Annotated in this window: 20 protein-coding genes and 1 pseudogene; 6 read left to right on the plus strand and 15 right to left on the minus strand. The window is 72.2% G+C overall.

The window, feature by feature from the left end; all coding sequences use genetic code 11:
• Positions 1-108 precede the first annotated feature (108 nt).
• Positions 109-381: pseudogene (locus tag ACFVHV_RS32790) on the plus strand (MMPL family transporter); the annotation flags it as partial.
• On the opposite strand, the gene ACFVHV_RS32795 reads toward ACFVHV_RS32790, so the two are convergent.
• The 5 genes from ACFVHV_RS32795 to ACFVHV_RS32815 all read right to left on the minus strand — a co-directional run bounded on the left by ACFVHV_RS32795 (position 378) and on the right by ACFVHV_RS32815 (position 7,237).
• On the minus strand, positions 378-1,688 hold the full coding sequence (locus ACFVHV_RS32795; RefSeq protein ID WP_380356009.1) for a M14 family zinc carboxypeptidase: 1,311 nt from the start codon (positions 1,686-1,688) through the stop codon (positions 378-380). The pseudogene ACFVHV_RS32790 and the gene ACFVHV_RS32795 sit on opposite strands and share 4 nt — an antisense overlap.
• 119 nt (positions 1,689-1,807) lie before the next feature.
• Complete coding sequence (locus ACFVHV_RS32800; RefSeq protein WP_380356012.1) at positions 1,808-4,927, minus strand: phosphocholine-specific phospholipase C; 3,120 nt, start codon at positions 4,925-4,927, stop codon at positions 1,808-1,810.
• A gap of 303 nt (positions 4,928-5,230) precedes the next feature.
• Positions 5,231-5,719 (minus strand): ATP-binding protein, encoded by a 489-nt coding sequence (locus ACFVHV_RS32805; protein ID WP_359910779.1) that lies wholly within the window; start codon positions 5,717-5,719, stop codon positions 5,231-5,233.
• A 137-nt stretch (positions 5,720-5,856) separates the two neighbouring features.
• Positions 5,857-6,252: an STAS domain-containing protein gene (locus ACFVHV_RS32810; protein WP_380356015.1), complete on the minus strand. Its 396-nt coding sequence runs from the start codon at positions 6,250-6,252 to the stop codon at positions 5,857-5,859.
• Between the two features lie 82 nt (positions 6,253-6,334).
• Positions 6,335-7,237: a SigB/SigF/SigG family RNA polymerase sigma factor gene (locus tag ACFVHV_RS32815; RefSeq protein ID WP_359910774.1), complete on the minus strand. Its 903-nt coding sequence runs from the start codon at positions 7,235-7,237 to the stop codon at positions 6,335-6,337.
• Between the two features lie 223 nt (positions 7,238-7,460).
• Between ACFVHV_RS32815 and ACFVHV_RS32820 the strand changes: the two genes are divergently transcribed.
• Positions 7,461-8,123, plus strand: coding sequence for a CatB-related O-acetyltransferase (locus tag ACFVHV_RS32820; protein ID WP_380356018.1), 663 nt, complete (start codon positions 7,461-7,463; stop codon positions 8,121-8,123).
• 330 nt (positions 8,124-8,453) lie between these two features.
• On the opposite strand, the gene ACFVHV_RS32825 is transcribed toward ACFVHV_RS32820, so the two are convergent.
• The 4 genes from ACFVHV_RS32825 to ACFVHV_RS32840 all read right to left on the minus strand — a co-directional run bounded on the left by ACFVHV_RS32825 (position 8,454) and on the right by ACFVHV_RS32840 (position 13,431).
• Positions 8,454-8,756 (minus strand): hypothetical protein, encoded by a 303-nt coding sequence (locus ACFVHV_RS32825; RefSeq protein WP_380356020.1) that lies wholly within the window; start codon positions 8,754-8,756, stop codon positions 8,454-8,456.
• The gene (locus ACFVHV_RS32830; RefSeq protein ID WP_359910765.1) at positions 8,753-9,238 is read right to left on the minus strand and encodes a hypothetical protein; all 486 of its coding nucleotides are present in this window, start codon (positions 9,236-9,238) and stop codon (positions 8,753-8,755) included. Before ACFVHV_RS32830 ends, ACFVHV_RS32825 begins: the two co-directional genes overlap by 4 nt.
• A gap of 155 nt (positions 9,239-9,393) precedes the next feature.
• Positions 9,394-12,429, minus strand: coding sequence for a BTAD domain-containing putative transcriptional regulator (locus ACFVHV_RS32835; RefSeq protein WP_380356023.1), 3,036 nt, complete (start codon positions 12,427-12,429; stop codon positions 9,394-9,396).
• Between the two features lie 474 nt (positions 12,430-12,903).
• Positions 12,904-13,431, minus strand: a complete 528-nt coding sequence (locus tag ACFVHV_RS32840; protein WP_380356026.1) for a peptidylprolyl isomerase — start codon at positions 13,429-13,431, stop codon at positions 12,904-12,906.
• A gap of 319 nt (positions 13,432-13,750) precedes the next feature.
• Between ACFVHV_RS32840 and ACFVHV_RS32845 the strand changes: the two genes are divergently transcribed.
• Positions 13,751-15,145: a solute carrier family 23 protein gene (locus tag ACFVHV_RS32845; protein WP_359910756.1), complete on the plus strand. Its 1,395-nt coding sequence runs from the start codon at positions 13,751-13,753 to the stop codon at positions 15,143-15,145.
• Between the two features lie 153 nt (positions 15,146-15,298).
• Complete coding sequence (locus ACFVHV_RS32850) at positions 15,299-16,027, plus strand: hypothetical protein (RefSeq protein WP_380356029.1); 729 nt, start codon at positions 15,299-15,301, stop codon at positions 16,025-16,027.
• Between the two features lie 105 nt (positions 16,028-16,132).
• Here the strand turns inward: ACFVHV_RS32850 and ACFVHV_RS32855 are convergent, their stop codons facing one another.
• The 5 genes from ACFVHV_RS32855 to ACFVHV_RS32875 form a co-directional block, all read right to left on the minus strand.
• Entirely contained in the window at positions 16,133-16,567 is a 435-nt protein-coding gene (locus ACFVHV_RS32855; RefSeq protein ID WP_380356031.1) for a peptidase inhibitor family I36 protein, read from the minus strand.
• 32 nt (positions 16,568-16,599) lie between these two features.
• Positions 16,600-17,040: a peptidase inhibitor family I36 protein gene (locus ACFVHV_RS32860; protein WP_380356034.1), complete on the minus strand. Its 441-nt coding sequence runs from the start codon at positions 17,038-17,040 to the stop codon at positions 16,600-16,602.
• Positions 17,041-17,096: 56 nt separating this feature from the next.
• On the minus strand, positions 17,097-17,540 hold the full coding sequence (locus ACFVHV_RS32865; RefSeq protein ID WP_380356037.1) for a peptidase inhibitor family I36 protein: 444 nt from the start codon (positions 17,538-17,540) through the stop codon (positions 17,097-17,099).
• 258 nt (positions 17,541-17,798) lie between these two features.
• A complete protein-coding gene (locus tag ACFVHV_RS32870; RefSeq protein ID WP_359910741.1) occupies positions 17,799-18,923 on the minus strand; it encodes a WD40 repeat domain-containing protein in 1,125 nt (374 codons plus the stop codon).
• Between the two features lie 297 nt (positions 18,924-19,220).
• The gene (locus ACFVHV_RS32875; RefSeq protein ID WP_380356040.1) at positions 19,221-19,859 is read right to left on the minus strand and encodes a hypothetical protein; all 639 of its coding nucleotides are present in this window, start codon (positions 19,857-19,859) and stop codon (positions 19,221-19,223) included.
• Between the two features lie 232 nt (positions 19,860-20,091).
• Here ACFVHV_RS32875 and ACFVHV_RS32880 point away from each other — a divergent pair, with 232 nt between their 5' ends.
• Entirely contained in the window at positions 20,092-20,517 is a 426-nt protein-coding gene (locus ACFVHV_RS32880) for a hypothetical protein (protein WP_380356043.1), read from the plus strand.
• Positions 20,518-20,612: 95 nt separating this feature from the next.
• Here ACFVHV_RS32880 and tnpA read toward each other — a convergent pair whose 3' ends face one another.
• Positions 20,613-21,041, minus strand: a complete 429-nt coding sequence (gene tnpA, locus ACFVHV_RS32885) for an IS200/IS605 family transposase (protein WP_359910732.1) — start codon at positions 21,039-21,041, stop codon at positions 20,613-20,615.
• Between the two features lie 24 nt (positions 21,042-21,065).
• On the opposite strand from tnpA, the gene ACFVHV_RS32890 reads away from it, so the two are divergent.
• Positions 21,066-22,292: an RNA-guided endonuclease InsQ/TnpB family protein gene (locus ACFVHV_RS32890; RefSeq protein ID WP_380356082.1), complete on the plus strand. Its 1,227-nt coding sequence runs from the start codon at positions 21,066-21,068 to the stop codon at positions 22,290-22,292.
• The last annotated feature ends 194 nt before the right edge of the window (positions 22,293-22,486 follow it).

Below are 22,486 nucleotides of genomic sequence, written 5' to 3' on the forward strand. Positions count from 1 at the left end.
CCCTATTTGTTTGGGCTTTTTTTTTTTTTTATTTTTACTCTCTCTCTCTTTCTGTGGGGGGGGGGGGGGGGGCGGGGGGGGGGGCCCCCCCGGCCCCCCCCCCCCGACGCCGTGGCGCACGCGCTGGAGATCACCGCGCGGGTGATCAGCTGTGCGGCGCTGATCATGGTGAGCGTGTTCGCCGCGTTCATCGTCAGCGACAACGTGGTGATCAAGATGATGGGGCTGGGCCTGGCCGTGAGCGTGCTGGTGGACGCGACGGTGGTGCGGCTGCTGCTGGTTCCGGCGGTGATGACGCTGCTGGGGGCGGCGGCCTGGTGGACGCCGCGGTTCCTGGACCGGGTGCTGCCGCACATCGACACCGAGGGCACGAACGCCTAACGCCGCGGGTGGCGCAGGGCGACGGCGGCGCGGACGGTGTTGGCCTGGTGGGCGGCCTGGCGGGCGACGGGGAGCCAGGCGGGCTGGAAGGTCCGCTGGTACTGGGCGCACCAGTCGCGCAGGAGGTGGTCGAGGCGGGCGGCCTGGGGTGCGGCGGGGGCGCCGGCGACGCGGACGGCGCGGCGCAGCAGGGCGGCGGCGCGGACCGGGACGCGGTGGGCCCACAGGTCGATGCCGGCGAGGCGGGCGCGGGTGAGCGGGGTGCGCAGGAGGTCCTGTCCGTGGACGTCCGGGTCCCATTGGTCGGCGAGTCGGTGCAGTGCGGTGAGCGGGGTGCGGGCGGCGCGCAGCAGGGGGGTGTCGGGGTTTCGCACGTAGGGCAGGGCGGCGTCGAGGAGCGCGGTGAGGAGTGTGCCGCGGTGGCGCAGGCGGTCGGCGCAGGTGCGCAGGTACAGGCGGACGGCGTCGGCGGGGCGGGTGTCGCCGAGGTGGGCGCTGGTCCAGGCGGGGACTTCGACCAGGACGGTCCGGCCGCCGTGGCGGTGGGGGGCGAACCAGGTGCCGGCCCGGCCGCCGCCGTCCTGGTGGGGGGCGAGCATGCCGGTGGTGGTCTCCTGGTGGTCGATGTGGTGGGGGGTCATGAGGTAGAGGCCGGGGGCGGATTCGTGCAGGTGGAAGGTGTCGTAGTTGCCGGTCTCGACGGGGATGCCGAGGTCGGCGGCGGAGCGGGTGAAGGGGTGGGCGAGGGCGGCAGGGTCGCCGGTGGCCTGGACGAAGGTGCCGCCGACGTCGGTGCTGTGCAGGGAGAACTGGAGGGTGGGGCGCAGTTCGTCGATGAGGTGGAGGAGGGTGCGGCTCTCGGGGAGGTCGGAGCCGATGGCGGGGGCCCATTCGGGCTGGTCCTCGGCGGCGGGGCGGTAGTAGTGGTCGTAGTAGGCGGGCAGGGTGCGGGCGGTGCGGCTGCCGTCGGCGAGGTGGGCGCCGTCGGGGTCGAGGCAGAGCAGGAAGTGCCAGGCCAGGTCCGGGTCTTGGGCCGTGAGGGCGTGGTGGGCGAGGTCGGTGACGGCGGCCCGGCCGGCGAACTCGTCGGCGTGGGCGCCGGCGACGACGAGGAGGTCGTGCGGGCCGCGGCCGACGGTCAGCAGGGTCAGGGGGCGTCCGGCGCGGGAGGTGCCGACGGTGCGCACCCGGCACAGGTCGGGCCGCTGGTCGGCCAACTGGTGGGCGGTGGCGGTGAGTTCGTCGAGGCTGGGGTAGCGGTCGTGGAGCTGGGCGGCCCGGCCGGCCGGGGTCGTCGTGTCGATCACCTTCGGTTTCCTCCCCTGTGGTCGTGGCAGTAGTTCTACCTGGCACGCGGGGCCGCCGGTACGGGCCGGGCCCGCCCGGGCGCTGAGGCTCGGGCGGGCCCGGGGCGGGGCGGGGGGTGTCAGCCGGTGATGGGGCGGGTGTCGAGGCGGATGTGGTCGACGGCCCAGTACCAGTTGTTGCCGGCGTCGTACATGCGGAACCTGAGGGTCACCGAGCGGGCTCCGGCCGGGACGGCGAAGCTGCGGGTGATCCGGGTGTTCTGCACGTCCTTGCCGGCGTTGTCGTTGCCGGTGGCGTCGGAACCGTAGGCGAGCAGGCGGGTCTCGGTGCCGTTGTCGAAGACGGCGGTGACGGAGGCCTTCTGCGGGGCCTCCTGGCGGTAGTGGGAGTCGAAGGCGAGGTGGAGGGTGTCGGTGCCGGCCGGGACGGCGACGGCGGGCGAGACCAGGGTGGAGTCGAAGACGCCCTTGCGGGAGGGCGAGCCGGTGTCGTCCCAGTCGTCGGGGTCGGCGACGGCGACGACGCCCAGGGCGCGGGTGAAGTTGCCGCGGTCCTGGCCGGCGGGGACGGACCACTCGCGCTTGGTGTGGAAGGTCCAGCCCTGGAGGCGGACGGTGCCCTGCGGCATGGCGGGGGCGTTGACGACCGTCCAGCCCTTGGGGGCCTGGGCGGTCCAGCCGAGGACGCCGGCCTCGGGCTTGAGGGTGTCGGCGAGGGATTCGAAGTCCTCGTCGAGGAGGTGGCCGGTCATCACCGGGGCGGGGCGGGCGGCGAGTTCGCCGTCGGCGAGGGCGAAGCGGCTGTCGGCCTGGGCGCGGGCGGTGACCAGCAGGCGGTGGGTGGCGGTGGCGGGCAGCTGGGCGGGCGGGGTGACCTGCCAGACGGCGGTGGCGGCGGCGCCGGCGGCGAGCCGGTCGGGCGCGGCGGTGACGGTGGTGGCGCTCCAGCCGGGCGGGAGCAGCGGCTGGGCCTCCAGGCGGGTGAGGGCGGTGGTGGCGGTGAGGGTGGCGGTGATCGTGGCGGGGCGTCCGGGCAGCAGGACGGGTTCGTCGATGGTGGTGGAGGCGGCGCCGAGGGCGAGGTTCACGGTGAGCGGGTCGGCCAGGCCGAGGGCGGGGTCGGTGACGGTGCGGTCGTCCCAGGGGAAGCGGCCGGCGATGCGGCGGCGGAAGCCGAGGTCGCCCTGGACGGCGACGGCGACGTCGTACCAGCCCTCGGGGCCGACCTTGAGGTTGACGGTGCGGTCGTCGCCGGCCTCCACGCGGACCTCGCGCAGGCCGTCGCCGTAGGCGAGGTCGCCGACCAGGAAGGTCCGGGCGGTGCGCGAGCGGTTGATGACGTCGACCTCCAGGACCTTGCCGTCGCTCTCCTCGGAGAGCGAGACCTCGTAGGCGGAGGCGGTGTCGCCGCGCAGGTGCCACAGGGCGCCGTCGGGGCCGTGGACGCGCAGGTCGTAGCCGGCGGGGCCGACCTTCCAGACGTCGGACAGGCGGCTCTTCGCGGCGACGGTGTAGTGCTTGGGGGCCTCGCCGGGGGCGGGGTAGACGGCGAGGACGGCGCCCTGGCGGCCCTGGTTGACGAAGTCGAGGGTCAGTTCGTCGCCCTTGAGGCGGGGCTTGACGAGCAGGTTGTACGGGGCGGGGCGCGAGGAGCGGGTGCCGCGTTCCTGCTTCGGGAAGGTCTGCGGGCTGGGCACGGTGGGGGCGGGGAGCTTGCCGGTGTCGACGACCTTCTGGCGGTTGCCGCTGGTGTCGGGCAGTTGCGGCCAGGCGGGGTTGCGGCCGGAGAAGTCGAAGACGTTGGTGAGGTCGCCGCAGACCGCGCGCCGCCAGGGGCTGATGTTGGGTTCCTGGACGCCGAAGCGCTGTTCGAGGAAGCGCAGCACGGAGGTGTGGTCGTAGACGGTGGAGTCGACGACGCCGCCGCGGGTCCACGGGGAGACGACGACCATCGGCACCCGTACGCCCAGGCCCATCGGGTAGGGGCCGGAGACCAGGGTCTCGCCGGCGGGGAGGGTGTCGGACCAGGCGAGGGTGCCGTCGGCGGCCCTGACCCGGTACCGGCCGTCCTGGCCGACGACCCGGTGGTAGGTGGAGGAGCCCTTGGAGACGCGGACGACGACCTCGCCGTCGACCGGGACGTTGGACTTGCCGCGGCCGTCGGCCAGCGGCGGGACGGGCGGCAGCTGGTGGTCGAAGAAGCCGCCGTGCTCGTCGTAGTTGAGGATGAAGACGGTCTTCTGGAACACCTCGGGCTTGGCGGCGAGCGCGGACAGCAGCCGGGAGGTGAGGTGTTCGCCGTTCGGCGGCGCGTAGTTGGCGTGCTCGGACAGCGCGGCGGGGGCGACGATCCAGGAGACCTGCGGGAGGCGGTCGGCCTGGACGTCGGCGGTGAAGGCCTCGACCAGGGCGTCGCCCATGGCGAAGGGGTCCTTGGCCTTGGCCGGGTCGCCGACGGCGCGCATGCCGCGCTCGTAGAGCGGCTCACCGGGCTTGGCCTTGACGAAGGGGGCGAACCAGGCGAGGGCGTTGTCGTCGAAGTTGTCGAGGGCCTGGTAGGTCTTCCAGCTGACGCCGGCCTTCTCCAGGCGCTCGGCGTAGGTGGTCCACTCGTAGCCGCCGGGGATCTCGGTGTTGTCGGTCACCGGGGTGTCGCGGACGGTGCCGCCGCTGGTGCCGGTCATCAGGTGGTCGCGGTTGGTGTTGGTGTTGCACTGCACGGAGGCGTAGTAGGCGTCGCAGACCGTGAACACCGAGGCGAGGGCGTGGTAGAAGGGCATGTCGGCGGACTCGTAGTAGCCCTGGCCGAGCCAGCCGGAGGAGCGGCGGGTGACGGAGCCGTCGGCGCGGCCGTCGTTCCAGGCGTTCATGGAGTCGCCGTAGCCGAAGGCGGGCGCGCCCTGCTGGTAGGCGTTGGTGTGGGCGGCGTTCATCGGGAAGGGCAGCAGGTAGCCCTCCTTGCGGCCGGGGTCGGGCTGGTGGAAGACCGAGCGGCCGTCGACGCCGCGCACGGCGGTGCGGTCGCCGAAGCCCCGCACGCCGGCCAGGGTGCCGAAGTAGTGGTCGAAGGCGCGGTTCTCCTGCATGAGCACCACGACGTGCTGGATGTCCGCCAGCCGTCCGGGCCGGGCCGGTGCGGCGAGTGCCTGCTGGACGCTGAGCGGGAGGGCGGACAGCACCGCGGCCGCCGCCGCGCCGCCGAGGACGCTGCGGCGCGACAGTTCGGGCTTCGGACTCATGAGGGTGGGGCTCCTTGCTGACGGACCGCGGTTCCTCGGTACGGGGGCCGGCCGCGCGGTTCGGACCGGACCCGTTATGTGTACGAGACCGAGGTGGACGCAGCCGTGGTGTCCGATGACGGGCCGATGACCGGCAAGAGACCCCGAGCTGTACAGACAACTTGACGCCCCATGATCAAACGGTCGGCCGATCGACGGGCCGGCGGGGGTGCGGGGCCGCGGGGTCGGCGGCGGGGCGGCCCGCGCGTCGGCCGCGGTTCGACGGCAGGTCAGCGACGGGGCGGCCGCGGGTTCAGCCGTGGGTCAGCGGCGGGTCAGCCGGTGGGCGTCGAACTCGGCCCAGATCGCCTTGCCCCGGCCGTTCGGCTCGGCACCCCAGCGGTCGGCGGTGCGCTCCACGATGAACAGGCCGTGGCCGCCCGGCAGGGCCGGCTCGTGCGGCAGGCGCAGCACCGGCATGGCCGGGCTGCGGTCGCTGACCTCCACCCGCAGGCGCTGCCCGGTGGCGTCCAGGACCAGCTCCAGCGGGCCGTCCCCGTGCAGCATGGCGTTGGCCACCAGCTCCGCCACCAGCAGCACGACGTCCGCGCCGACGCCCTCGTGGGCGCCGGGCGCGCCGGGCGCCCCGGCGGGCGGGTACCAGTCGCCGACCGCCTCGGCGGTGAAGGCCCGGGCCCGGGCGACCGGCTTGGGGAGCCCGGCCAGCGGCAGCCGGCGGCGCTGGCCACCGGGCGGCAGGGCGGGCCCGGCCCGGTGCGCGTCGCCGTCCAGGGTTCCCCGGCTCATCGTCATATGAGGGCACCCTTCGGATCGACGGCGGTTCGCATGTCGGTTTCCCGGCGCTCCCGGGATTATGCCTTCCCCGGCGCCGGGTGCGCGGCACCCGCGACACGCGCGGCACCCGCCCCGCGGCGGCGTGCCCGGCCGGCTCAGGCCGCCAGGGCCTCCTCGGCCGAGCCGTGGATGGAGAACACCGCCCGGGTGCCGGTCAGTTCGAGGACCCGCATGACGGTGGGCGGCACCGCGGCCAGGTGCAGCCCCACGCCCTCCTCCCCCGCCGCGAGGCGGGTCTTGAGCAGGAGGTTCAGTCCGGAGGAGTCGCAGAATCCCACCCCCGCGAGGTCGATCACCACCGCGCCGGGCCGCCGGGCGACCAGGGCGGTGAGCGTGTCGGCGGCGGGGGCGAGCGTCTCGATGTCGAGGTCGCCCGCCAGGGCGCAGACCACCGCGCCGCCCGCCGCGGGTCGGGTCCGTACCGCGAGCTCCGCACGGTAGGGGGAGGCCGCCGGCGCGAGGCCCCGCTGGTCGTTGTCGGATGGCATCATCGTCGTCCCCTCGTGTCCGTGCCCTCCGACCTTACGTAGGCGGCGTGCCGCGGCCAAGCGGGTGCCGGGGCCCCGGGCGCCCTCAGTCCTCCTCCAGTCCCTCGCGCAGGCGCCGCAGGGTGCGGGAGAGCAGCCGGGAGACGTGCATCTGGGACAGCCCCAGGCGGGCGCCGATCTGCGACTGCGTCAGGTCCTCGCAGAAGCGCATCGACAGGATCTGCCGCTCGCGTTCCGGCAGGGCGGCGACCAGCGGCTTGAGCGCCACCAGGTCCTCCACCCTGGAGAGGTCCGGGTCCTCCTCGCCGAGGCGCTCGCCCAGGCAGCCGGGGCGGTCGTCGTCCTCGGTGCCGGTGTCCAGGGAGCCCGCGGTGTGCCCGTTCGAGGCGGTCAGGCCCTCGACCACCTCCTCCTCGGCGAGTTGGAGGTGGTCGGCCAGTTCGGCGACCGTGGGCGCCCGGTCCAGTTCCTGGGCCAGCCGCTCCTGGGCCTTGGCCAGGGCGATCCGCAGCTCCTGGAGGCGGCGGGGCACGTGGACGGCCCAGGTGGTGTCGCGGAAGTGGCGGCGGATCTCGCCGAGCACGGTGGGCAGCGCGAAGGTGGTGAACTCGGCGCCCAGCTCCGGGTCGAAGCGGTCGATGGCCTTGATCAGGCCCACCGCGCCGACCTGCAGCAGGTCCTCCTGCGGCTCCCGGTGGGCGTTGAAGCGGCGGATCGCGAACCTCACCAGCGACAGGTTCATCTCCACCAGGGTGGCCCGCACGTACGAGTACTCCCGGGTGCCCTCCTCCAGCGCGGCGAGCCGGCGCAGCAGCACCCGGGTCAGCTCACGGGCGTCGGACGGGGCGACCTCCCGCAGGTCCTCGGCCGCGGCCAGCTCCGGTGGCAGCAGGTCGCGCAGCCCCGCCGTGGCGGAGCCGGCCGTGCGGGAGGGGTCCTTCGTCGGCGAAGCGGCGGAGGCGGTCAGTTCACCAGTGGTCGTGACCATCGGAGTCCTTCCTCTTGTCGGCACGGTCGAACGCCCCGGATACCCCGCCCCGGCCGATCGATGCAGCGACGCCGCGTGGAGGTTTCGTGAATCCCGGACGGGCGCCCGGGCGGGGGCCGGAAAACCCGGTGGTCCGCGGCGCCGTCCGGTGGATCATGGCAGGGCGCGCTCCGGCGCCCCGATGCCCCTGACACCCCGTCGACGTGAAAGCGGTGCCGCCCCCGTGACCCCCGCCGTGCCCGACCTCCCCGCCGTGCCCGATCCGACCGTGCTGCACCCCTTCCCCGGACAGCCGCGGGTGGTCCTGCTCAAGCCGCTGGTCACCTCGCCGCTGATCGAGGTGGGCGAGTACTCGTACTACGACGACCCGGACGACCCGACGGCGTTCGATACCCGCAACGTGCTGTACCACTACGGGCCGGAGAAGCTCGTCATCGGAAGGTTCTGCGCCTTCGCCACCGGAGTGCGGTTCGTGATGAACGGCGCCAACCACCGGATGGACGGGCCCTCGTCCTTCCCCTTCCCCGTCATGGGCGGCGCCTGGGCCGAGCACTTCGACCTGATCACCGGCCTGCCCGGGCGCGGCGACACCGTGATCGGCCACGACGTGTGGCTCGGCTACCGCACCACCGTGATGCCCGGCGTGCGCATCGGCCACGGCGCGATCGTCGCCGCCGGGTCCGTCGTCACCTCCGACGTCCCCGACTACGCCGTCGCCGGCGGCAACCCGGCCAGGGTGATCCGGCTGCGCCACGACGAGGCCGACATCGCCCGCCTGCTGGACATCGCCTGGTGGGACTGGCCCGTCGAGCACCTCACCCGCCACCTGCGCACCGTCATGTCCGGCACCGTCGACGAGCTCGCGGCCGCCGCCCCGGGCGCCTGAGACCGCCATCCGCCCACGCGTACGCGGGCACCGAGCCGCGCAACGTGTTCGTCGCCCTCGCCGAGAACGCGCCGGTCGACCGGTCGCTCGGCCACGGCCTCGCCCAGTACGACCCGGGGCCGCAGGACGGCCCCGCACAGTCCCCCGGAGACGGCGGGGCCCGGGTCGCCAGGGCGTGTCTGACCATTCGCGTCGGATCAGGGCGCGGCGTTGGGGTGCGTGCATCGCAAGGCGGAGGAGGGAGCCACTGCGGAGCATTGGCGACCGACGACAACGCGGCGAGGTGCGTGCCCCGGCGTCGCGCACCCGGCGGGAATTGTCAGACACGCCCTAACGCACGGTGGGGTGGTGGAGGCGGCGGGCGGCGGTGCGGATGGCGAGGGTGTACGGGGCGTCGAGGGCGCGGGTGCGGGCGTCGAGGTCGTCGAAGGGCACCAGGGCCTTGTGGGTGTCGTCGGTGGTCTGGGTCCAGGCCGTCCAGGCGTTGTGGACGTCCTCGTCGGTGACCTGCTCGCCCTTGGCCTGGAGCAGCACGGCGTAGATGCGGAAGAGGTCGTCGGAGCCCGCGGGGGGTCTGGCCTCCGAGGGCAGGCAGGAGCGGATCAGGTCGGCGATGGGATCGAGGTGGCTCATACGGCCAGTGTGCCGGTGGCGAGCGTGCCCGTGAGCAGGATCAGATGAGCCACCGCGAATATCATCGGCACGAGCCGTTCGGTGGTGCCGAGTTCGGTGTAGTGCCGGTGGCGCCGGCCGGGCGCCGCGGCGTTGCGCAGGACGTCCCACTCGTCGGTGTAGATCCGCGCGGACAGCTTCTCCTCCATGCTGTTGATGACCTGGAACTTGGCGCCGTTGAGGTCCCGGTAGCTGCGCAGCTGCATCCACCAGGCGCCGGAGAGCGTGATGCCGGCCAGCGCGACGGCCGTCGCCACCCACCACGGGGACTCCGACAGCTTGGGTATGCCGAAGCCGATCAGGGTGACCAGCGCGGTCTGCACGGACAGGAAGAAGGTGTTGGCGTTGCCGCGGCGGGCCGAGACCCGGTCGGCCATCTCCACGGCGAGCTTGTACAGCTCCAGCAGCTCGGTCTGACGGTTCGGCTCCGGCGGCGTGGTCATCGCGAAACCCCCTCGGGCAGGTGGTGTGCCGGCTTCGCCCGCTGCCCGGGCTCCCCCCGTGCTGTTCATCCTTCCCGGCGGGACGGCCCGTCAGTGCTGCGCGGCCGGCGGTGCTGCCCGCCGCCGGTGCTGCCCGCCGCCGGTGCCGCGCGCCGTCAGTGCCGCCCGGCGGTGGCCGTCGCTCCGGCGGTGACCGTCGCGACGGCGCCCGCCACCGCGGGGGTGCCGGCCGACAGGGCGCGCAGGGCCGCGCCGGCCTCCGACTCGCCCTCCCCGTACTGGTGGTCGCGGGCGGTGCGCAGGGCGGCCCCGAGGTGGAGCGCGGCCTCCTCCGGCCGGCCGGTGGCGGCCAGGGCGCGGCCGTAGAGGGTCTGCAGGACCACCCGGCGGGCGACCGGGAAGGGCGGCTCGGCGACGGCCAGGCCGCGGGAGGCGTGGTGGGCGGCCTCCTCGGCGGCGCCGGCGGCCAGGCACTCGCCGGCCAGGTGCTGGCGGGCGAGGGCGACGAGTTCGGCGCGCCCGGCCCGTTCGGCCAGGGACAGGGCCTTCACCAGCAGGCCGCGCGCCCGGGCGCGGCCTGCCCGGTCGCCGTGGCGGGCGAGGGCGACGGCGAGGTTGATCAGGGCGACGGCCTGGGCGGTGCTGTCGCCGGCCCGGGCGGCGAGGTCGGGGGCGCGTTCCAGGTGGACGAGGGCCTGTTCGGGGCGGCCCTCCTCCAGCAGGACCCAGCCCAGCAGGGCCCGGGCGCGGGACTGGGCGCCGGGGTCGCGGTCGGCCTCGGCGGCGGCCAGGCCGTGTTCGAGCAGCGGCGCCCAGCCGTCCCGGACCTGCCAGACGATCAGCGGCCACTGGAGCAGCACCAGGCGCCAGGCGCGGTCGTGCAGTCCGGCGGCGACCGCCGCCTCGACCGCGCCGCGCAGGGTGTCGCGTTCGGCGGCGTACCAGGCGAGCGCGCCCGCCCGGTCGGGGAAGGGGCGGACCTCGGCGGGGCGGCGGGTGCCGGGCGGCAGGGTGCAGCACGGTTCGCTGCCGGGTTCGGCGGCGGAGCAGGCGGTGAGCAGGGTGTTCAGCAGGTGGTCGAGCAGGCGGGGCAGCACCTGGGTGTCGGTGTCGCCGGGCAGGCTGCGGGCGTAGAGGCGGACCAGGTCGTGCAGGGTGTAGGCGTCCCGGCCGATCTCCACGATCAGGTGGGCGGTGGCCAGTTGGGCCAGCGCGTCGGCGGCCTCCTCGGGGCGGCAGCCGGCCAGGGCGGCGGCGGTGCGGCTGTCGAGGGTGGCGCCGGTGTGGGCGCCGAGGCTGCGGAACGTGCGGCGGACGGGTTCGCTCAGGTGCTGGACGGTCAGCGCGAGGGCGGCGGCCACGCTGGTGTCCTCGACGTCGAGGAGGTTCAGGCGGTCCTGCTCGACGGCGAGTTCCTCGGCGAGCGCGGCCAGCGCGCGGGCCGGGCCGGTGGCGAGGCGGGCGGCGGCCAGCCGCAGGGCCAGCGGCAGGCCGTCGCACAGGCCGGCCAGGCGGGCGGCGGCCTCGGGTTCGGCGGCGACCGGGTCGGGGCCGAGGGTCGCGGCGAGCAGGCCGACGGCCTGCGGGGAGGAGAGTTCGGCGAGCGGCACCGGGCGGGCGGCGTCGGAGGCGACCAGCCCGCCGAGCCGGTCGCGGCTGGTGACCAGGGTGACGCAGTCGTCGCCGTCGGGCAGCAGCGGGCGGACCTGCTCGGAGCGGCGGGCGTTGTCCAGGACGATCAGCATCCGGCGGGTGGCGGTCAGTTCCCGGTAGCGGGCGGCCATCGCCTCGGGGGTGGCGGGCATCTGCTCGGCGGGCAGGCCCAGGGCGAGCAGCAGTTCGCGCAGGACGGCGGCGGTGTCGCGTTCCGGCAGCGGGCTGTGGCCGCACAGGTCGACGAAGAGCCGGCCGTCGGGGAAGTCCTGCTGGCGGCGGTGCGCCCAGTACAGGGCGAGGGTGGTCTTGCCGACGCCGGCGCCGCCGGTGAGCACGGCGACGGCGCCGGGGGCGGCGGTGGCCCGGTCGAGCGCGGCCAGTTCGTCCTCCCGGCCGGCGAAGCCGCGCGGGCGGCGGGGGAAGGGCCAGGGCGCGGGCTGGTGCCAGGGCGCCGGACGCACGGGGGCGGGCGCGGGGACGGGGGCGAGCACGGACGCGGCGGAGGAGGAGGCAGCGGCGGCGGGGGCGGGCTCGGGGGCCGCGGCCGGCAGCGGTTCGGGGCCGGGGGCCCGGTCGGGGACGGAGGTCAGACCGCCGACGGTGGGGACCCGCGCGGGCGGGACCCGGTCGGCCGGTGCGCGGTCGGCCGGTGCGCGGTCGGACGCGGCCCGGACGGCCGGCTGCTCCTGGTCGCCGGGCAGCCGGGGCGGCGGCACCCGGTCGGACCGGCCCGCCGGGGCCTCGGTGTGCCGCGGGGCCTCGCCGCGCTGCGGCACGTCGGTGCGCTGCGGCAGGTCGGTGCGCAGCAGGCGGTCGTGGGCGTCGGTGAGTTCCGGTCCGGGGTCCATGCCGAGTTCCTCGGCCAGGGCGCGGCGGGTGCGGTGGAACCAGTCCAGGGCCTCCGAGCGGCGCCCCGCACGGCCGAGCGCGTGCATGAGGTCGGCGACCAGCGGTTCGCGCAGCGGGTTGGCGGTGGCCTCGGCGTGCAGCAGGTTCGCGGCCGCGCCGTGGTCGCCGAGCCGGCCGTGGGCGCGGGCCAGTTCCTCGGCGGCGGCCAGCCGCAGTTCCTCCAGGGCCTGGGCGGCGCACTGCAGCGGCAGGCCGGGGATGGTGCCGGCGAGGGCGGGGCCCCGCCACAGGGCGAGTGCCTCGCGCAGGGCGGCGGCGGCCTCGGCGGCGTCCTCCAGGGCGCGGGCGCGGACCACCAGCTGTTCGAACCGTACGGTGTCCACCGCGTGGTCGGGGGCCCGCAGCAGGTAGGCGCCGTTGTCGGTGACGAGTTCGACGCCGGCGGCGGGGGCGTCGTGGGCGGTGAGCAGGGCGCGCAGCCCGGAGACGTGGTTGTGGATGACGGTGCGCGAGTGCCGGGGCGGCTCCTCGTCCCAGAGGGTCTCGGTGAGCCGTTCGACGGTGACCGGTGCTCCGGGGTTCAGCAGCAGCATGGCGAGCAGGCTGCGGCGCTTCGCCGATCCGGCCGGAAGCTCCCGGCCGTCCGCGGCCACCACGGCCACCGAGCCCAGCAGTCGGAACTCCACGCACCCCCCTTAGATGGATTAGATGTATATGACAAGCTTATGACACCAGGCGATCTTTCGATCGCGGAGCGTCGTCCATGGATCCGCTGCCAGCGGGCGACCTTGATCGAGTCGTCGATGTACAGACCCCCGACGGGCTGCGCAGGGTTGCTTCCCGCGTCGACACTCTCGTTGCCCGAGGGGCCCTGGAGGTGGACGGCCGGTGACGTCCCGGTGCGGCCGTGCCCCTTCGGTGCTCGGGTCGGAGCTGTGCTCGGACGACCGGAGCCTGCGCGGTGATCCGTCCCGGCCGCAAGGGTCAACGGCCGATCAGGGACGGCGGGACGCTGGAACGGGCTCTGAGCAGGGGGAATGCCGGGGCCCTGGAACGCGGGGATGAAACGGCGGGGCGGTGCGGTGGAACGGGTCGTCACCGGGCGCGCGCCGTGCCGGGGCCGGGCGCCCGTGGCCGGGCGCCCGGGGAGGGTCTTCCGGTCAGCGGGTCTCGATGACGACCTTCTCGATGACCACGTCCTGGACCGGGCGGTCGTTGCGGGGGTTGGTCTCCGCCGTCGCGATGGCGTCGACGACCTTCCGGCCTGCCTCGTCGGCGACCTCGCCGAAGATGGTGTGCTTGCCGGTGAGCCAGGTGGTCGCCCCGACGGTGATGAAGAACTGGGAGCCGTTGGTGCCCGGTCCGGCGTTGGCCATGGCCAGCAGGTAGGGCTTGGTGAAGGCCAGGTCCGGGTGGAACTCGTCCGCGAACTTGTACCCGGGGCCGCCGGTCCCGTTGCCCAGGGGGTCGCCGCCCTGGATCATGAAGCCCTCGATGACCCGGTGGAAGACCGTGCCGTCGTACAGCTTGTCCGTGGTCTTCTCGCCGGTCTCCGGGTCGATCCACTCCCGCTCGCCGTTGGCGAGCTCCACGAAGTTCTTCACGGTCTTGGGGGCGTGGTTCGGCAGCAGCCGGATCACGATGTCGCCCTTGTTGGTCTTCAGCGTCGCGTACAGCTCTTCCGCCATGGCACGTCCTTCGATAGGTCCTACGGATGCGGCCAGTCTTCAGGCCGGCCGGCCCGTCCGAGCGGCGGCGACGCGGTGATGCACCCGCACGGGTGACACTCCGCGAACGGGCATCCGGCCGGCAGCCGGATCCTGTGGCGTGCGGCCGGATCCGCGGTGCGCGGGCGGTGGCCGTAAGATCCCCGACAGCACCGGGCCCGTCGGGCCTCGTCACACGTATCCGCAGCTCACGCGGGTCCGTGTGATCGCCGGGACATCCGGCGGCCACGAGAATGGTGCGGACAGTTCCCCGGAAGTACAGAGAAAGCGATACCTCACCATGGATCTCGGCGTGCGCTGGAAGCTGCACGGTGACGGGCGCACGCCCGCACCGGGGGCGGTGGTCCGTCCCGACGAACGGCTCTCCTGGCCCCGCACGGCAGGCCTCGGCGCCCAGCACGTGGTGGCGATGTTCGGGGCGAGTTTCGTGGCGCCCGTGCTGATGGGGCTCGACCCCAACCTCGCGATCATGATGTCCGGCGTGTCGACCGTGATCTTCCTGCTGGCCACCAAGGGCCGGGTGCCCAGCTACCTGGGCTGCTCGCTGTCCTTCGTGGGCGTGGCCGCGGTGATCCGGGCGCAGGGCGGCACCAGCGCGACGGTGACCGGCGCGGTGTTCGTGGTGGGCGTGGCGCTGTTCCTGGTGGGCGTGGCGGTCCAGCGGTTCGGGGCGCGCATCATCCACGCCGCGATGCCGCCGATCGTCACCGGCGCGGTGGTCATGCTGATCGGCTTCAACCTCGCCCCGGTGACCGCCTCGGTGTACTGGCCGCAGGACCAGTGGACGGCGCTGCTGGTGATGCTGTTCACCGGCCTGGCCGTGGTGTGCCTGCGCGGCTTCTGGTCGCGGGTGGCGATCTTCCTGGGGCTGCTGTTCGGCTACGGGATCTCCTGGCTGTTCGACCGGGTCTTCGGGAAGATCCACTCGGTGGACGGCGGCGGGCACATGACCGACCACTGGCGCCTGGACCTGTCGGGCGTCGGCAAGGCGGACTGGGTCGGCCTGCCGACCTTCCACGGCCCGTCCTTCCAGTGGTCGGCGATCCTGGTCGCGCTGCCCGTGGTGATCGCGCTGGTCGCGGAGAACGCCGGGCACGTCAAGGCCGTCGGCGAGATGACGGGCTCCAACCTGGACGACAAGCTGGGCACCGCGATCTCCGCGGACGGCGTCGGCTCCATGCTCTCCACCGCGGTCGGCGGCCCGCCGAACACCACGTACTCGGAGAACATCGGCGTCATGGCCGCCACCCGGGTCTACTCGACGGCGGCGTACTGGGCGGCGGCCGGCTTCGCGCTGCTGTTCGGCCTGTGCCCGAAGTTCGGCGCGATCGTGGCCGCGATCCCGGGCGGGGTGCTCGGCGGGATCACCGTGATCCTGTACGGCATGATCGGGCTGCTGGGCGCGCAGATCTGGACCAAGTCCCAGGTGGACCTGCGCAATCCGCTCAACCTGGTGCCGGCCGCGGCGGGCATCATCATCGGCATCGGCAACGTGACGCTGAAGTTCACCGACACCTTCAGCCTCAGCGGCATCGCGCTCGGCACGCTGGTCGTCATCACCGGCTACCACGTGCTGCGGGCGCTGGCCCCGGCGCACCTCAAGACGCAGGAGCCGCTGCTGGACGAGGGCACCTCCTCGTACGACCAGGGCGCCGAGGAGCCGCGCACTCCGTAACGGACGGGAGCGGGGCCGGGTTCAGGTCGACAGGGCGGCCGACGGAAGTGTCCGAAAAGGATCTTCCGTCGGCCGTTTCGGCTGGCCGGGCGGGCCGATTGCTGGTCGAATCGCTCCTCGCCCGTGTCCGCCACTCATCCCCCCGGGAGAGGCATGTCCCTTGTGACCCACCGCCGCAAGGCCGCCGCCGCGGCCGTCGCCCTCGCCACGTTCGCGATCACCTGCGGCCAGGCCTCCGCGAGCAGCTCCGCCGCCGCGGGCAAGGTCCTGTGGACCCCGAGCACCAGCACGGGCCCGTCCTCGTTCAAGGCGGTCCAGTGCGCGGCCGGCAACTTCGGGGTGGTGAAGGACTCCGCCAAGGGCAACGTGTGGCGCGCCTTCCAGGCCGGCGGGGAGGAGCGCTGCGAGACGCTCAGCCCGGACCTGAAGGAGGGCGACACCTTCTACCTGGGCTGGTCGTCCAAGGTGGACATCCAGGACACCAACAGCCGGTACGTGTTCCAGCTGAAGTGCTCGCCGAGCACCGACACGGCCAACCACCCGATCGAGATCGACATCGTGAACGGGCGCGTGCGCCTGCAGGAGTGGGACACCGCCCACGTGTCGCACTCCCTGTGGACCGCGCAGACGGCCAACAACACGTGGCACTCCTACGCGCTGAAGATCCGCCTGGGCCGCACGGACGGCACCATCGACTTCTGGTTCGACGGCGTGAAGCAGACGTTCACGACGGGCTCGGGCACGTTCAAGGGCACCACCTGGGACGGCGACCGGAACTACCTCAAGTGGGGCTCGTACCACCCCTCCACGGGCGACGCGACGAACACCTTCACCAGCCCGGTGATGGCCACGACCCTGGAGGCGGCCACCGCCGGCTCGTAGGACCTTGAGGGACAGACCGCGGGCCCGGACCGCAGTGGATGCGGTCCGGGCCCGCGCGTCAGGCACATGCGAGAACCGGTCGGGGACTTCGGGCCCTGCGACGGGTCAGCAGTACTTGAAGGAGCTGATCCTGTCGTTGATCCACGACGGGACCGAGGGCCACTGCTCCCGGGGGCCGATCCTGAACTCCAGGCCGGTGTAGTTGTTGTTCTCGTAGAAGCAGATGCTGCTCCCGGTGTTGTTCAGCACGGACGAGGTGGTGTCCTGCATCCCCGTCCACAGGCCGCTCTTCCGCTCCAGCTTGCCCATGTCGCTGATGTTCTGGTCCGAGGCGATCGAACCGAACTTGCCGGTGGCACCGGTGTTGGCGACGAAACCGCCCTCGGACCACAGGCAGACGTAGTTGGTGGGGCACGCTCCGGCGCCCTGCCCGATGCCGAGGATCGTGTTGGCGCTGGCGGAGCCCGCGACGGTCACGACCAGCCCGACGGCGGCGGCGGCACACAGGCCGAGCCTGGTCATCTTCCGGGAAATCTTCATGACGATCCGTTCAGGTCGAGGAAAGGAGGAGGTCAGCAGTACTTGAAGGAGCTGATCCTGTCGTTGATCCACGACGGGATGTAGGGCCAGTGCTCCCCGGGGCCGATCTTGAACTCCAGGCCGGTGTACCAGTTGTTCTCGTAGAAGCAGATGCTGCTCCCGGTGTTGTTCAGCACCGACGAGGTGATGTCCTGCATCCCCTTGTCCCCACCGGAGTCGCGCTTCTGGAGCTTGCCCATGTCGCCGGTGTTCTGGTTCGACGCGAAGGAGCCGAACTTGTTGTCGTTGACGGTCGTGCCGCGGATGAAGTTGGCCTCCGACCACAGGCAGACGTAGCCGCTGGGGCACGACCCGGCCCCGTGGCCGATGTCGTAGACATTGGTGGCGCTCGCGGAGGTCGCCCCGGTCACGATCAAACCGACAGCGGCGGCGGCGCTCAGGCCGAGCTTGGCCAGGTTCCTGGAAAGCTTCATGACGATCCGTTCAGGTCGAAGAGGGGAAGGGGGAAGGGGAAGGGGGAACGCAGGGGTCAGCAGAACTTGAAGGAGCTGATCCTGTCGTTGATCCACGACGGGACCGAGGCCCACTTCTCCCAGGGGCCGATCCTGAACTCCAGGCCGCCGTAGTTGGTGTGCTCGTAGAAGCAGATGCTGCTCCCGGTGTTGTTCACGACCGAGGAGGCCTCGTCCGCCATGCCCTTCCAGCGCCAGAGCTTGCTCTCGAACTTGAACTTCCCCAGGTCCGCGATGTTCTCGTTCGCGCCCACCGCCCCGTAGTCGACCCCGCCCTTGGGGTTGCCCACGATGTAGTTGTTCTCGCTCCACAGGCACACCCAGTTGGCGGGGCACTTGCCGGGGCCGGTCTCGATCGAGGTGAGGATGTCGGCACTCGCACTCGTCGTCGTGGCGGCGAGCACCCCGGCCACCGTGGCGACACCCACGCCGAGCCTCATCGCCGTCTTCCGCAGGTTCATCATGATCTCCTCTGCTGCTCTTCAACTGCCCAGGGGGCGCTCCGGCGTTCCGCTCGCGGAGCAACACCACTGTGGCGGCGAGGGCCCAGCGGAGGCATCAGTCATCCGACTGCATGTGAAGCCGGCGTCGTCGACCTAAGTCGACCCACCGGCGTCCACCGGCGTCCACCGGCATAGGTATCCCCCGCACGGCCATGGGTCGGCGGGGGGAGAAACGCGGGGGCGGGCCCGGCCCCTCGGGGGGCCGGTGGGTGCGCCCTAGGTGTTCTGTCCCGTGAGGCGCCAGGTCTCCACCCGCTTGTCGTATCCGCCGGTGGCGATCCGCGGCTCGCCGTCGACCTGGATCTGGCACAGGGCGCGCACCCAGCCGCAGCCGAACGGCCCCAGGAAGTGCTGGGCGCCGCCCACCGTGCCCACCCGCTCTCCCGTGGTCGGGTCCCAGAGCTTCACGCCCGGCCCGTCGCCGCCGGAGGCCAGCAGGTACCGCTCCCCCACCTCGATCTGGCACAGGGCGTGCAGCCAGCCGAAGTCGTCCTCCATGACGTGGAGTTGCTCCCCGGTGCCCGGGTTCCACAGTCGCACCTTCTCGTCGATGCCGGCCGAAGCGAGCAGGACCTCGTCCGCGGCCCGTATCTGGCACAGGGCCGTCGGCCAGCCGTCGTGGCCCGTCAGCACCCGCACCTGCTCGCCCGTGCCCGGCTCCCACAGCCGTACCGTCCGGTCCCCGTGGGCGGAGGCGAGCAGGTCCCTGCCCTCGGAGCGGACCGCGCACACCGCCATGACCCCGCCGGCGCCGGGCGAGATGACCCGGACCGGCTCGCCCGTGCCCGGTTCCCACAGCCGGAGCGCCTCGTCGTCCCCGCCGGCGGCCAGCAGCACTCCGTCGCCCACCCGCACCTGGCAGACCCCGCGCACGGCGGCCCGCGACCCCTTGAGGACGGACACCTGCCTGCCCGTGCCCGGCTCCCAGAGCCGTACCGTCCGGTCGTCCCCACCGGAGGCCAGCAGGGGCCGGCCGCCGACCTCCACCTCGCACAGGGCGTTCACCCACCCTCCGTGCCCCTTCAGGAAGACGACCAGGTCCCCCGTGTCCGGGTCGCCGACCCTGATCACCCGCTGGGAGCCCGCGAAGGCCAGCAAGGGCCGGTCGCCCACCCGGACCTGGCACACGGCACTGAACCTCGGGGCGAGCGCCTTCAGCACCGCCTTCCTCGCGGCGATCAGAACCACCGCGACCGCCAGGGCGGCGATGAGCGCCTGGACCACCGAGAGCACCCGGAACAGAGCCAGCGCGACGATGACGACCAACAGCAGGCGTATCCGCAGGATCCGGAACACCACGATGTGCAACCCGCGCGGAAGGCCCGCATTGACCGTCGCCACCCCCGCCCCCTTTCGGTGAATCTGATGAGACGTCAAGTGCCGGTAATTCCCTGACACTCAGGCGACCCTAGTGCCCGGGGGAGACACCTGCACCCGAACTGCGCCCGACGGCACGACCGAGTTCCCGGCCGCCGTCCTGACGGGAGAGGCCCCGACGCCGACGAGTGCATCGGCCGGGCGCTGGAGCCCGACCTGTGGCCCTCGTGGAGGACATCTCATTTCGGGGAGCCCGCGGGTGCGGACGGGGGCTGCCGCGACCCCGGCGAAGGCGATGAGATGTCCTCCTGAGGCCGGAAGCTACTCCAGCCGGAGCTTGAGCCCGCAGCCGCCGGGCCGGTCGTCGGTGTCGATGCGGATGGTGGGTGAGCTGAAGTTGTCCACGGAGCTGAAGATGCCGTAGTCCGGGCCGGCGTTCCCGCACTGGGCGGGGTCGCCGTCCGAGTAGAAGTTGATTCCCATCTTCATGGTGGAACTCGACAGGGCGAACGTGAGATCGCATCCGCCCGGCCGGTTGTCGGTGTCGATCCGGATGCTGGGGCCGAAGGTCCGGGTCGTCCGGATCGGCACCTGGTGGGTGCCCGGGTTTCCGCACTGGGCGGGATCACCGCCGGGGGTGACCTTGAAGGTGTAGGTGACGGACGAACCTGCCAGTCGATCGTCCGGATCGTAGATACCGAATGCGAGCAGACAGCCGCCGGGGCGGGAGTCGGTGTCGAAGCGGATCGCCTCGGTCACGCCGAAGTCGTCCTTCCACTGTTCGCCCGTTCTTCCACCGCACTGGCCGGGGTCGCCATCGGGGTTGAACTGGACGCCGAGCTGAGGGGCGGTGACCAGTTCGGTGCGGGCCTGGGCGAGGGGTACCGGAACAACGCTGATTGCGGCGGCGGTGGCGGTGGCTGCGGAGAGCAGCAGCACCCTCTGCGTGATGCTCTTCATGGCATCGATTCCCTTCGTACGGAGAGCCGGATCCTGGAGTGCAGGATTCCGGCACCCCGAACACCCCAAACCCGCCGCCGGGGGACAAGGAGGGGCGCATCGCCCGAATGGTCCAGCGGCCGACATTCCCGCTCGAAACCGAAGTGTCCGAGCACTGTGTGATCATGCAGAGCCCCACGGGTGGAACCACCGAGGGGACCGCGAACTGCCCCGAGTCGACAGGAGCCGACCCGTGATTGGTTTTCTGGAAGACATACGCGGGATCATCGGGCCGCCCAGTGGGCCCGGTGTGCCGGCGGAGTGCTGGCACGGGCTGGAAGCCGAGCTGGGCGTGGAACTGCCGGGAGACTTCAAGACCCTGGCCGAGCACTACGCGCCGATCGAGATCGGCCGGTCGATCTCGCTGAGGGGCCCAGCCGCGCAGGGGTGGGACCTGGGCACGTACATACGGGAGACCGTGGTCGCCTACCAGGACTGCGAGTTCACGGACGAGAACTTCCCCGGATTCCCCGCACCCCTGGGGTTCGGCGCGCCGGACGGCCTGATCCCCATCACGCCGACCGCGCACGGGGAAGCGGTGTTCCTGCTGCGCACCGGCACCGGGTACGGCTGGTGCATCGTGGTCTACGTCGGCCACGACGACGAGTTCTACCTCTGATCTTGGCCAGTGCTCCGCCCTTCAGGGCGGGGGTGAAGGCCATCCTTGGCCCGGAGGCGCGGAGCGCCGGAGTTCGCTGCGCCTCGGGGTAACGATCAGACGGGCCGCTTCTGGTTCTCGATGTACTGCTTGACCACGGTCAGCGGTGCGCCGCCGCAGCTCCCGGCGAAGTAGGAGCCGGACCAGAAGTGTCCGCCCCACAGGTACCGGCGCACGTGCGTGTCGTACTCCTTGCGCAGCAGCCGGGCCGAGACGCCCTTGAGGGAGTTGACCAGCTTGGAGAGCTGGACCTTCGGCGGATAGTGCACCAGGAGGTGCACGTGGTCGTCCTCGCCGTTGAACTGCTTCAGCTCGGCCTCGAAGTCGGCGCATACCTCCCGCATGATCTCTTCGCATCGCGTCAGCATGGCGTCGGTCATTGCCTTGCGTCGGTACTTCGTGACAAAAACCAAGTGGACATGCAGGTTGTAGACGACGTGACGCCCGGTGCGGACATCGGGATTGGGGTTCCATCGTGGTGACATAAACCAAAGGGTATGGTGATTGACATGCAGCTTCGGTACAGCTTCCGCGTGTACCCGAGCGCCGGTCAGCGCATGGAGTTGGCGAGGGCGTTCGGGTGTGCTCGGGTTGTCTTCAACGACGCGCTCCGCGTCCGTGAGACCGCCCGCGCCGCCGGGCTGCCGTTCGTTGCGTCGGGTGAGCTGTCCAAGCAGCTCACCGCCGCGAAGAAGACCCCCGAGCGGGCATGGCTCGCCGAGGTTTCATCGGTCGTGTTGCAGCAGTCCCTCCGGGACCTGGACACCGCCTACCGGAACTTCTTCGACGGCCTCAAGGGCAAGCGCCCGCGCATGGGCGCACCCCGCTTCAAGTCCAAGAGGGACACCCGTCAGGCGATCCGCTTCACCGCGAACGCCGGGTGGAAGATCACAACCGGGGGAAAGCTCCGGCTTCCCAAGGTCGGCGACGTGGCCGTGAAGTGGTCCCGTTCCCTGCCTTTGACCCCGTCCACGGTGACCGTGGTCAAGGACAGTGCAGGCCGCTACTTCGCCTCGTTCGTGGTCGAGACCGACCCCGAGACGCTGCCGGATACGGACGGCGTGGTCGGCATCGACCTGGGCCTGACCCACTTCGCGATCCTGTCCGACGGCACGAAGATCGAAAGCCCGCGCTTCCTTCGCCGGGCGGAGAAGAGGCTCAAGAAGGCGCAGCGGAACCTGAGCCGGAAGGCGAAGGGATCAGCGAACCGGGCGAAGGCCCAGATCAAGGTTGCCCGCGCCCACGCACGGACCGCCGATGCGCGACGCGAGTTCCACCACCAGCTCTCCACCAAGCTGATCCGCGAGAACCAAGCGGTTGCAGTGGAAGACCTTGCGGTCAAGGGCCTCGCCCGCACTCGCATGGCCAAGTCCGTACACGACGCCGGATGGTCGGCCTTCACCGCGATGCTGGAGTACAAGGCCGCTCTGTACGGGCGCGTGTTCCACCGCATCGGACGGTTCGAGCCCACGTCTCAGGTCTGCTCGGCCTGCGGCGTCCAGGACGGCCCCAAGCCCCTCAACGTCCGCGAGTGGACATGTGGAGCCTGCGGGACCGTTCTGGACCGGGACATCAACGCGGCGGTCAACGTCGCCAAGGCCGCCGGACTGGCGGTATCAGCCTGCGGAGCGCGGGTAAGACCGGGACTCGTCCCGGCGCAGCGCGAAGAAACAGGAACCCACTCGAAGCCCCGGCCGGTGACCACCGGCAGGCAGGCGGGAATCTCCGTCCTTTAGGGCGGAGAGGATGTCAACGCTACGACCTGACATTCGCGGAATGGTTCTGCCGGTACCTGCGCGGAGAGGACATGACCGGGCCGAACAGCGGACAGGAGTTCTCGAACCCGATCGAGTTGACGGACTACGGCGTGCTGCCGATGCGGACGGAGCCATTCGGCCCGGTACGGCATTCGTGAGGACTGCACACGCAC

Origin of the sequence: Kitasatospora sp. NPDC127116, from assembly GCF_042677365.1 — a bacterium.
In the GTDB taxonomy this organism is placed as follows: Bacteria; Actinomycetota; Actinomycetes; order Streptomycetales; family Streptomycetaceae; genus Kitasatospora; species Kitasatospora lactacystinica.

Excerpts from the sequence above, each read along its gene's own strand:
- ACFVHV_RS32800 (WP_380356012.1), bottom strand. The coding sequence starts at position 4,927 with ATGAGTCCGAAGCCCGAACTGTCGCGCCGCAGCGTCCTCGGCGGCGCG.
- ACFVHV_RS32805 (WP_359910779.1), bottom strand. The coding sequence starts at position 5,719 with ATGACGATGAGCCGGGGAACCCTGGACGGCGACGCGCACCGGGCCGGG.
- ACFVHV_RS32810 (WP_380356015.1), bottom strand. The coding sequence starts at position 6,252 with ATGATGCCATCCGACAACGACCAGCGGGGCCTCGCGCCGGCGGCCTCC.
- ACFVHV_RS32815 (WP_359910774.1), bottom strand. The coding sequence starts at position 7,237 with ATGGTCACGACCACTGGTGAACTGACCGCCTCCGCCGCTTCGCCGACG.
- ACFVHV_RS32825 (WP_380356020.1), bottom strand. The coding sequence starts at position 8,756 with ATGAGCCACCTCGATCCCATCGCCGACCTGATCCGCTCCTGCCTGCCC.
- ACFVHV_RS32830 (WP_359910765.1), bottom strand. The coding sequence starts at position 9,238 with ATGACCACGCCGCCGGAGCCGAACCGTCAGACCGAGCTGCTGGAGCTG.
- ACFVHV_RS32840 (WP_380356026.1), bottom strand. The coding sequence starts at position 13,431 with ATGGCGGAAGAGCTGTACGCGACGCTGAAGACCAACAAGGGCGACATC.
- ACFVHV_RS32845 (WP_359910756.1), top strand. The coding sequence starts at position 13,751 with ATGGATCTCGGCGTGCGCTGGAAGCTGCACGGTGACGGGCGCACGCCC.
- ACFVHV_RS32850 (WP_380356029.1), top strand. The coding sequence starts at position 15,299 with ATGTCCCTTGTGACCCACCGCCGCAAGGCCGCCGCCGCGGCCGTCGCC.
- ACFVHV_RS32855 (WP_380356031.1), bottom strand. The coding sequence starts at position 16,567 with ATGAAGATTTCCCGGAAGATGACCAGGCTCGGCCTGTGTGCCGCCGCC.
- ACFVHV_RS32860 (WP_380356034.1), bottom strand. The coding sequence starts at position 17,040 with ATGAAGCTTTCCAGGAACCTGGCCAAGCTCGGCCTGAGCGCCGCCGCC.
- ACFVHV_RS32865 (WP_380356037.1), bottom strand. The coding sequence starts at position 17,540 with ATGAACCTGCGGAAGACGGCGATGAGGCTCGGCGTGGGTGTCGCCACG.
- ACFVHV_RS32875 (WP_380356040.1), bottom strand. The coding sequence starts at position 19,859 with ATGAAGAGCATCACGCAGAGGGTGCTGCTGCTCTCCGCAGCCACCGCC.
- tnpA (WP_359910732.1), bottom strand. The coding sequence starts at position 21,041 with ATGTCACCACGATGGAACCCCAATCCCGATGTCCGCACCGGGCGTCAC.
- ACFVHV_RS32890 (WP_380356082.1), top strand. The coding sequence starts at position 21,066 with ATGCAGCTTCGGTACAGCTTCCGCGTGTACCCGAGCGCCGGTCAGCGC.